Annotated in this window: 11 protein-coding genes; 6 read left to right on the plus strand and 5 right to left on the minus strand. The window is 71.7% G+C overall.

The genetic code is table 11. The features are described 5' to 3' along the window. Window positions 1-7: 7 nt before the first annotated feature. The 3 genes from WBA97_RS31915 to WBA97_RS31925 all read right to left on the minus strand — a co-directional run bounded on the left by WBA97_RS31915 (window position 8) and on the right by WBA97_RS31925 (window position 2,630). Complete coding sequence (locus WBA97_RS31915) at window positions 8-277, minus strand: (2Fe-2S)-binding protein (RefSeq protein ID WP_424234684.1); 270 nt, start codon at window positions 275-277, stop codon at window positions 8-10. Further along, window positions 274-1,410, minus strand: coding sequence for an NAD(P)/FAD-dependent oxidoreductase (locus tag WBA97_RS31920; RefSeq protein WP_424234685.1), 1,137 nt, complete (start codon window positions 1,408-1,410; stop codon window positions 274-276). Before WBA97_RS31920 ends, WBA97_RS31915 begins: the two co-directional genes overlap by 4 nt. A 410-nt stretch (window positions 1,411-1,820) precedes the next feature. Then, the gene (locus tag WBA97_RS31925) at window positions 1,821-2,630 is read right to left on the minus strand and encodes a class I SAM-dependent methyltransferase (protein WP_424234686.1); all 810 of its coding nucleotides are present in this window, start codon (window positions 2,628-2,630) and stop codon (window positions 1,821-1,823) included. A gap of 57 nt (window positions 2,631-2,687) precedes the next feature. Here WBA97_RS31925 and WBA97_RS31930 point away from each other — a divergent pair, with 57 nt between their 5' ends. Continuing rightward, window positions 2,688-3,275 (plus strand): TetR/AcrR family transcriptional regulator, encoded by a 588-nt coding sequence (locus tag WBA97_RS31930; protein ID WP_424234687.1) that lies wholly within the window; start codon window positions 2,688-2,690, stop codon window positions 3,273-3,275. A gap of 1 nt (window position 3,276) precedes the next feature. Here WBA97_RS31930 and WBA97_RS31935 read toward each other — a convergent pair whose 3' ends face one another. Continuing rightward, window positions 3,277-3,777, minus strand: coding sequence for a DUF4383 domain-containing protein (locus tag WBA97_RS31935; protein ID WP_424234688.1), 501 nt, complete (start codon window positions 3,775-3,777; stop codon window positions 3,277-3,279). Window positions 3,778-3,976: 199 nt separating this feature from the next. Between WBA97_RS31935 and WBA97_RS31940 the strand changes: the two genes are divergently transcribed. The 3 genes from WBA97_RS31940 to WBA97_RS31950 are packed head-to-tail and all read left to right on the plus strand — an operon-like array spanning window position 3,977 to window position 6,075. Then, entirely contained in the window at window positions 3,977-4,750 is a 774-nt protein-coding gene (locus WBA97_RS31940) for an endonuclease/exonuclease/phosphatase family protein (RefSeq protein WP_424234689.1), read from the plus strand. A gap of 25 nt (window positions 4,751-4,775) precedes the next feature. Beyond that, complete coding sequence (locus tag WBA97_RS31945) at window positions 4,776-5,522, plus strand: EI24 domain-containing protein (RefSeq protein ID WP_424234690.1); 747 nt, start codon at window positions 4,776-4,778, stop codon at window positions 5,520-5,522. A 10-nt stretch (window positions 5,523-5,532) separates the two neighbouring features. Further along, window positions 5,533-6,075: a GNAT family N-acetyltransferase gene (locus WBA97_RS31950; RefSeq protein ID WP_424234691.1), complete on the plus strand. Its 543-nt coding sequence runs from the start codon at window positions 5,533-5,535 to the stop codon at window positions 6,073-6,075. Window positions 6,076-6,245: 170 nt separating this feature from the next. On the opposite strand, the gene WBA97_RS31955 is transcribed toward WBA97_RS31950, so the two are convergent. Then, window positions 6,246-7,007 carry an SDR family NAD(P)-dependent oxidoreductase gene (locus WBA97_RS31955; protein WP_424234692.1) on the minus strand — a complete coding sequence of 254 codons (762 nt, stop codon included), beginning with the start codon at window positions 7,005-7,007 and terminating at the stop codon, window positions 6,246-6,248. A gap of 77 nt (window positions 7,008-7,084) precedes the next feature. Here WBA97_RS31955 and WBA97_RS31960 point away from each other — a divergent pair, with 77 nt between their 5' ends. Continuing rightward, complete coding sequence (locus WBA97_RS31960; RefSeq protein ID WP_424234693.1) at window positions 7,085-7,729, plus strand: TetR/AcrR family transcriptional regulator; 645 nt, start codon at window positions 7,085-7,087, stop codon at window positions 7,727-7,729. A 251-nt stretch (window positions 7,730-7,980) separates the two neighbouring features. Then, window positions 7,981-8,531: MFS transporter (locus WBA97_RS31965; protein WP_424234694.1), on the plus strand; the 551-nt coding region annotated here is incomplete at its 3' end.

Consider the following 8,531-nt stretch of genomic DNA (forward strand, 5'->3'; position numbering starts at 1 on the left):
GGTGAGGTCAGCAGGCGAGGTGGTCACGGCCGGTTCCCTCCTGTGTTTCGACCACGTCACCGTCGCGGGCCTCGGTCACACACGCCCGCAGGCCGGGGCGCCCGTTGACGACGACAAGGCAGTCGAAGCAGATGCCGATGCCGCAGAACAGGCCTCGTGGTGCGCCGTCGTGGCGGGTGGTCCGCAACGACCGGTGTCCGGCGGCCAGCAGCGCCGCCCCGATGCTCTGGCCATGCACGGCCGTGACGTCATCGCCGTCGAAGGAGAAGGTGCTCACGCCGCGAACCTCTCCGGCCGGAACGGGGTGAGGTCGAGGTCGGGCGCCACCCCGGTCAGTGCCTGCGCGATGAGATGCCCGGTCGCGGCGGACAGCCCGATCCCAGCTCCCTCGTGACCGCACGCGTGCACCAGCCCCGGCGCACGCGGGTCGGGGCCGATCACCGGCAGGTGGTCCGGGCAGTAGGGCCGGAACCCGAGGTAGGTCCGCAAAAGCGTGACGTCGGCGAGGAACGGGAACAGCCCGACGGCCCCGGCGGCGAGCCCGCGCACCACCGGCAGCGACATCCGGCGGTCGAGGCCGACACGTTCCCGGCTAGCGCCGATGAGGACGGTGCCCGCGCGAGTCCCCTCGACCACGACCGAGGTCTCCAGCGCGGCGTCGTCGCTGGCCACGTTCGCCACGTAGTCAGCGGTGTACACCTTGTGCCGGATCACCCTCGGCAGTGGTTCGGTCACCAGCACGAATCCCTTGCGGGGCAATACCGGCAGCGGCGCACCGGCCAGGTCCGCGATCTCACCGCCCCACGTCCCGGCGGCGTTGACCACCCACCGCGCGGCGAAGTCGCCCGCGCTCGTACGCACACCGGTGATCGCGCGGCCACGCAGGAAGCCGAGGACCTCGGTTCCGGTGTGGACGGTGGCGCCGAGGTCGCGGGCGGCGCGCAGCAGCGCCGCGGCGGCGAGCATGGGCTGGACCTGCATGTCCTGCGGGTAGTGGGCGCCGCCCGCCACGTCGGGCGTGAGGTTCGGTTCCAGCGCGGGCAGCTCACCGGCGGTCACGTCCACCGCCGCGACGCCGCACGCCCGCTGCCGGGCGGTCAGCGCGGCGAGCCCGGTCAGCGCTTCGGGGGTCCTTGCGACGACCACGCCGCCCTTGACCTCCAGCTCCAGCCGGTCGGCACCGATCCGCTCCCCCAGCTCCCGCCACAGCCGCACGGACAGCAGCGCGAGGTCAAGTTCGGCGCCGGGTTCCTTGTCGGAGACCAGGATGTTGCCCTCGCCGCCACTGGTGGTGCCCGCCGCCACGCCTCCGCGTTCCAGCACGGCGACCCGCAGCCCGGCGCCGGCGCAGAAGTACGCGCAGGCGGCGCCGACCATCCCGGCCCCGATCACCAGCACGTCCACCGCCACGCCAGTAGTATGTCACATAGCACTTGGTTAGCGAGAGCAACGAACTCTCACCACGGGGCCGCGTGGTCGGTTAGCGTCCGTCCGCGCGCACGGTGGCCGGCACCGTCACCCCTGCAAGGTGGACTCGTGCCACCGGCGGCGACGGCCACCGTGCGCTCACCCTTTCACCGCGCCTCGCGCCCGGCTACCTGGTCCGGCTGTTCAAGTGCGCGACGGGCCTGCCGCCGATGGCGTACCTGACGCGGCACCGCGTCGAGCTGGCCGCCACGCGACTGCCGCACACCGACCAGCCCATCGCGCACATCGCCCGCTCGGCCGGACCAGAACTACTTCGCGCGCCGCGTCAAGCACCACTTCGGACTGGATCCCGTGCTCCTGGCCGGTCCGGACACCGACCGGCCAGGAGCGGCCTAGTGCCTCGTGCGTGCCACCGAGAGCACGGCCGTGGAGTAGTTCATCGTGAAGGCGCCACCCTCGGTGTCGAGCGCGGCGCCAAGGCCGGACAGGAGCTCCGCGAGCTGCTCGGGCGGGAACCGGCTGTGCCCGCCCGAGGTGGGGACGACGTCCAGCCACTCGTCCTTGGTGTAGTGCCGGGTCCAGTCGAACTTCCACTCCTCCGGCTCACCGAACGCGCCCGCGGCGCGGATTCCTTCCGCCGCGTTCTCCAGGAACACCGAGTACCCGGTCGCGGCCGTCCTTGCCGCGTCGTGGATGGGAAAACCGGGCACGACGCGGCGGTAGACGTCGGCGAACGCCGTGCCAAGGCCGGCAGGCGGGACGCCGACGTTCCAGAACAGGGCGAGCCTGCCGCCCGGCCGGAGTGCCCGCGCCGCCTTGACGGCACCGGCGGCCGGATCGACCCAGTGCCAGGTCTGCCCGGCCACCACCGCGTCGAAGGTCCGGCCCGCCGGGTCCCACGTCTCGAACGACGAGACCTCCACGTCGATCCCGTGCCGCCGCGCGACGTCGGCCATCCTCGAGTCGATGTCGACGCCGAGGACCGTGCAGCCCTCGGCCTGGAACAGGCGCGCGACGATGCCGGTGCCGCAGCCGACGTCGAGGACGGTCCGGCCGGGACTGGCGGCGACGATCCGCCGCACCATGGCGGCGGGATAGCTGGGCCGGGCGCGGTCGTAGCGCTCGGCGTCCGAGCCGAACGACTCCGCCAGGTCCCGGGCTCGGTGTGACTCACGGGCAGGGTCCGCCGGTACAGTGGGCATGTGCCCACCCTAGTGGGCGCTTGCCCACTAGGCAATCGACGGAAGGCGGGACACACGGTGCCGACCGGAGTCGCACTCCGCGAAGTGCGCAGGCAACTGTTCGACGCCGCGGAGCGGATCCTGCTGCGGGACGGGGCGAACGCGCTCACCAGCCGGGCGGTCACCACGGAGGCCGGCTGCGCGAAAGGCGTGCTGCACCGGCACTTCGCCGACTTCGACGCGTTCCTCGCCGACCTGGTGCTCGACCGCATCGATCGCATCGACCCGCAGGCCGCCGCGCTGCGCGAGGCCGCGGGCACCGGCACGGTCGCGGCCAACCTCACCTCGGCGCTCACCGCGCTGTTCGAGTCGGTGGCGGTCGCGATCGTCAGCCTCATCACCGCCCGCGACGGCCTGCGCGCCCGGCTACGCGAAACCATCCCGGCCGGCGTACCGGTGCTGACCGAGGGCGCGACGATGATCGCCGCCTACCTGACCGCCGAACGCGACCTCGGCCGCATCGCCCTAGACCGCGACCCGAACCTGCTCGCGTTCACGCTGATCGGCACCGCGCACCTGCTCTACGCGGGCAAGGAAGGCGACCGGCCGGAGGACGGCGCCGTCGAAGAGATCGTGACCACGATCATCGGCGACGCCGTCCGCTGACTCAGATCCGGCAGAGCATCCCCGCGGGCACCCGGCCCGCCGAGGTCACCCGTGGGCAACGCTGGTCCGCACGACCCGGCGGCCGGTTGCGAACCGGGCGCGGGCGCGCGTAGTCCTCGCCGCGGATGTACAGGACCTCCGGCGTCTCGACAGCGGACGCCTCGACGTGCCCGCCGCCGCTCAGTACCGCGATACCGATCATGGTCGCGACCAGCGACAGGTGAACGCCGACGTTGACGGTGTGGAACGGCACGAGCGTCCCGTCGACGACGGAACCGAACTGCCACAACAGGAAGTACACGACACCGCCGCCGATGAGGTACGCCTGCGCGCTCCGGCGGCCGCGGCTCAGCACGAAACCCGCGACCCCGAACCCGAGGTGCACGACGTTGTCCAGCACGCCAGCGCCGACGTCGAGCACCGCCGCCAGCACGAACAACGTGGCCACGACGAACGTCGCGACCTGACCCGGCTCATGACGTGCCCGCTCGTACTCCCTCATTCCCCCACCTTCCCTCCGCCGCCGTGGCTGGGACGCCCCACCTCGGTGGTGCACGTACACCATGCCCCCGATTCCCCCGGCAACGCGCGCCGACGCGCCGGTTCTCACCCCGAAGATCAATCGAAATGGTGGCCTGGTTTGCCCCGTGACGCCACCGTTTAAACCGACAGGAAGAAGAAATGACGATTACCATCGCGGCGTGATCACGGTGGCCACCTGGAACCTGCTGCACCGCGTCCACGCCGAGAACTGGGACGAGGACACCATCCGGCGCTGGCCGGACGAGGCCGCGCGGATCACCGCGATCACCACCCGGCTGGCGGCCCGCACGGAACAGGTCATCGCGCTACAGGAGGTCAGCGGCGACCAGCTCGCGAGCCTGCGCGCCAACCTGCCCGGCCGGACGGTCCACTCCTTCCAGTACCCCAGGATCCCCACGCCGCGCACCGGACGGGACCTGCTGGGAGACCGCACCGAACACCTGGTGCTGATGGCCGACGGCCCCAGCACCACGGTCACCGCCGCCGCCTTCCGTGACGACAGGGGCAAAGGCGCGCTCGCGGTCCACGTCGCGGGCACCCTCGTGATCGCCACCCACGTCAGCGGCGACCGGCGCCGCACCGGCCAGCTGGCCCACCTGGCGGGCCTGGCCGAGCCGACAACCGTGCTGCTAGGCGACTTCAACTCCGGCCGGGGCACCATCGAGGCAGGCCTCGGCGACGGCTTCGCGGTCGCCGGCTTCGCGGCGGGCAGCATGCCGACCCGCCCCGGCTCGTCCCGCGGGTTCATCGACCATGTCGTCACCCTCGGCGCGACCGCGAGCACCGCGACCGTCGACGACTCGGACGGCCTGTCCGACCACAACCTCGTCCACGCGACCGTCACCCCGCCACGCGACGAGACCGGCCTTCGCCGTCACGACCACTTGTTCGTCCACAATGGACAATCGAGGACCGCCCGGCGGCAGCCTTGATCACGACCACTGGTAGAAGTACGCCGTGCGCGATTTCCTCACTGGTGTCCGTTTCTTCTGGCGCGGGCTGACCATCCTGCTCCGGTCACCGCGACTGCTGCTGCTCGGCGCCCTGCCCGCGGTACTGACCACGGCCCTGCTGACCGGCGGGCTGGTCGCGCTCGCCGTCTGGATCGACGACCTTGCCACACTGGCCACGCCGTTCGCGGACGACTGGGCGGCGGGCTGGCGGACGACCGGGCGGGTCACGGCGGGCGTCGTGCTGTTCGGCGCCGCGCTCGTCATCGCCCTGATCAGTTTCTCCGCGCTGACGCTCGCCATCGGCGCACCGTTCTACGAGATGATCGCGGAGAAGGTGGAGGACGATCTCGGCCTCGCGCCCGGCGAGGAACTGCCGTGGTGGCGGCTGCTGGGACTCGGGCTCCGTGGTGGCCTCGTGCTCGTGCTGCGGTCGCTGCTGTTCACGATCCCGCTGGTGATCGCCGGGTTCATCCCGGTCGTCGGGCAGACCGTGGTGCCGGTGCTGCTCGCGTTGGTGACGGCGTGGTTCGTCGCGCTGGAACTGGTCGCGGTGGCGTTCTACCGGCGCGGCATGAGCCTCAGGGAGCAGCGAACCACCCTGGCCAAGCGCCGAGGACTCGCGCTGGGCCTCGGCCTGCCGGCATCCCTGCTGTGCCTGGTCCCGCTGGCGGCCATCGTCGTCATGCCGATCGCGTTCACCGGCGGCGTGCTCGTCGCCCACGAGGCGCTCCGGAGTGACCCCGCCAAGTAGGGTGACCGCCGTGTCCGAACCTGTCCTGCGCGCGGCGACACCCGCCGACGTGCCGGCGATCGCCGCGCTCATGCGGCAGTCGGTGCTCGCTGTGTTCCCGCTGTTCCACAACGAGAGTGAGACGGCCGCCGCCGCCACCTACCTGACCGAACCGGACACCGTCCTCATCGACGACGGCACCTACTACGTGCACGAGGCGCAGGGCCGCGTCGTCGCGTGCGGCGGCTGGAGCAGGCGGGACAAGCTCTACACCGGCTCCGGCGCCGCCCCGGCCGACGACCGCCTCCTCGACCCCGCGACGGAACCCGCCCGCGTCCGGGCGATGTTCGTCCACGGCGACTGGACCCGCCGTGGCCTCGGCCGCGCGATTCTCGCGAGGTGCGAGGAGGCCGCCCGCTCGGCGGGTTTCCGGTCGCTCGTCCTGATGGCCACCCTGCCTGGCGTGCCGCTCTACCGGTCGTTCGGCTTCCGCGAGGTGGCCCGCACGCAGGTCCCGCTGCCGGACGGCAGCCTCCTAGGCGGCGTATCAATGAACTACCCACTTCTCAGGTAAGGCGTCCACACCCACCCCGCGCAAGCAGATCACCGCCGCCAAACCCCGCGAGTCCACGATCCAGAACCCGCGAGTCCACGGTTCAGAACCCGCGAGTCCACGGTTCAGAACCCGCGAGTCCACGGTTCGGGACCCCTGAGTTCGCCGTTGGCGCCACCACCGACAATTCCTCAGACCGCTGACCAGCCGTTGTCCACCGGGAGCACGGCGCCGTTGATGTTGCTGGCCGCGGCGGAGGCGAGGAACACGATCGCGGCGGCCTGTTCCTCGGGGCTCGCGACGCGGCCCATGGCACCCATGTGCGGGACGAGGACGGTGGGGCCGTGTGCCTCGGCGTCGGCGGTGACCGAGATGCCGGTCATCGTCGCGCCGGGGGCGATCGCGTTGGTGCGGATCCCGGAGGCGCGGTACATCACGGCGAGGGACCTGGTGAGCCCGACGATCCCGTGCTTGGCGACCGTGTAGGCGGTGCCGGAGGCGCCGCCCCGCAGTGCCGCCTCCGACGCGGTGTTGACGATCGCCCCCTTGCCCTTGGCGAGCATGTGCGGCACCACGGCGCGGGCGAGCAGGAAGGGCGCGGTCAGGTTCACACTCAGGACCCGAGCCCACTCCTCGTCGGTCACGTCGGCGGCCGCGGACATGCTGTCCATGATCCCGGCATTGTTGACCAGGACGTCGACGCCGCCGAACGACTCCACGGCCGTGCCGACGACGCGGTCGACCACGGCCCGCTCGCTCAGGTCGCCGACCACCGCCTCCGCCGCGCCACCCGTCGCGCGGATCTCGTCGACGACGGCCTGTGCCGTGTCCCCGTTGAGGTCCGCGACCACGACCCGCGCCCCCTCGGCGGCGAACAGCAGCGCGGTGGCCCGGCCGATGCCCGATCCCGCGCCGGTGACGATGACACCGCTGCCTGCCAGTCCACTGTCCATGGTCCGCTCCGTCCGTCGAGTTGTTGACACTCTGTGCCACTATGGCATGTGGTGTCACGAAGACTAGACTCCGTGACGTGGAGAGAACGGGACGCCGCACCGGCAGGCCGCCGCTGACCGAGCGGCGCAAGGCGGCCACCCGGGTCGACATCGCCCGCGCGGCCGTGCGTCTGTTCACTACCCGGGGCGTCGCGGCGACGTCGGCAGACGAGATCGCGGCCGCGGCGGGCATCTCGGTCCGCACGCTGTGGCGGTACTTCCCCACCAAGGAGAGCTGTGTGCGGCCGCTGCTGACGGCCGGAATCGACCTGACGGCCCTGGCGTTGCGGAACTGGCCGCCGGGCACGGCACTTGCCACGGTCCTCGACGACCTGGCAGCGGCGGCGGGCGACATCGTGGCCGAGGTGCCGACACTGCTCGCGCTGGTCCGCCTTACCCGCACGGAACCGGGCCTGCGCGCGGTGTGGCTGCGAGCCCACGACGACGCGGAGCCGGTGTTCGCCACCGCCCTCGCCGAGCGGGCGGGTCATGGGGACGCGAACGACCTGCACATCCGGCTACACGCCGCGATGATCAACGCCGCGCTACGCGTGGCGGTCGAGCACCACGCGAACGAACCGGACCCTGCCGGAAAGGGCACCGCCGGGAAAGGCACCGCCGGGAAGGACATCGTCGCCACGGTCCGCACGGCACTCCTCACCGCGGCGGTAGGCCTGAACTAGGCTAGTCCGCCCCTAGCCCGCCTCCCCGGCATTCAAAGTGTTGGTCCCGAACCAGCGACTGTCGCGGATCGTAGGTGGTTAGTGGCTGGGTGCCGTCACGTTCCCCTGAGGTCGCTGTTGATCGGGCCCAGACCTTCGCACACAGATCCGAGGACAGGACCTTGACCTAGACCGGGGTTCGGGGTGGCGTTGGTATGGATCGGCTCAGCTACTACCTCTTGTAGTGTCTCCGCCACGTCCGCCGGAGAGGAGTGAGTCGGATTTCTGGATCGCGTGCGCAGACCGCCTTGTACGCCACGGTGTTCGTCGACCTGCTCGGCTTCACGCTGGTCCTCCCCTCGCTGCCGTTCCGGGTGACCGACCTTGGCGGGGACGCGTTGTGGCTCGGCGTGGTGCTCACGGCTTACTCGGTGTGCCAGGCGGTCGCCGCGCCGGTACTGGGCAGGCTCGGTGACCGGTATGGCAGGCGCAGGCTGCTCCTGCTCAGCCTGGCAGGCTCGGCGGTGTCGCTCGCGGTGATGGGGCTGGCGGGCTCACTGTGGTTACTGCTCGTCGCCCGTGCGGTGGCGGGGTTGTGCGGCGGCAGCATCGGGGTGGCGCAGGCGTTCGCGGCCGATCTCGCGGGACCGGCGGGGCGGACGAAGGCGATGGGCCGGGTCGGCGCCGCGATCGGGCTCGCGTTCACGCTGGGCCCGGCGCTCGGGGCACTGTCCGCGCCGCTCGGGTTCGCCGCCACCGCGTTCATCGGTGCCGGTCTGGCGGCCGCCAACGCGGTGGCCGCCGGGTTCGTGCTGCCCGCCGG

The organism is Actinophytocola sp., assembly GCF_049647105.1.
GTDB lineage: Bacteria > Actinomycetota > Actinomycetes > Mycobacteriales > Pseudonocardiaceae > Actinophytocola.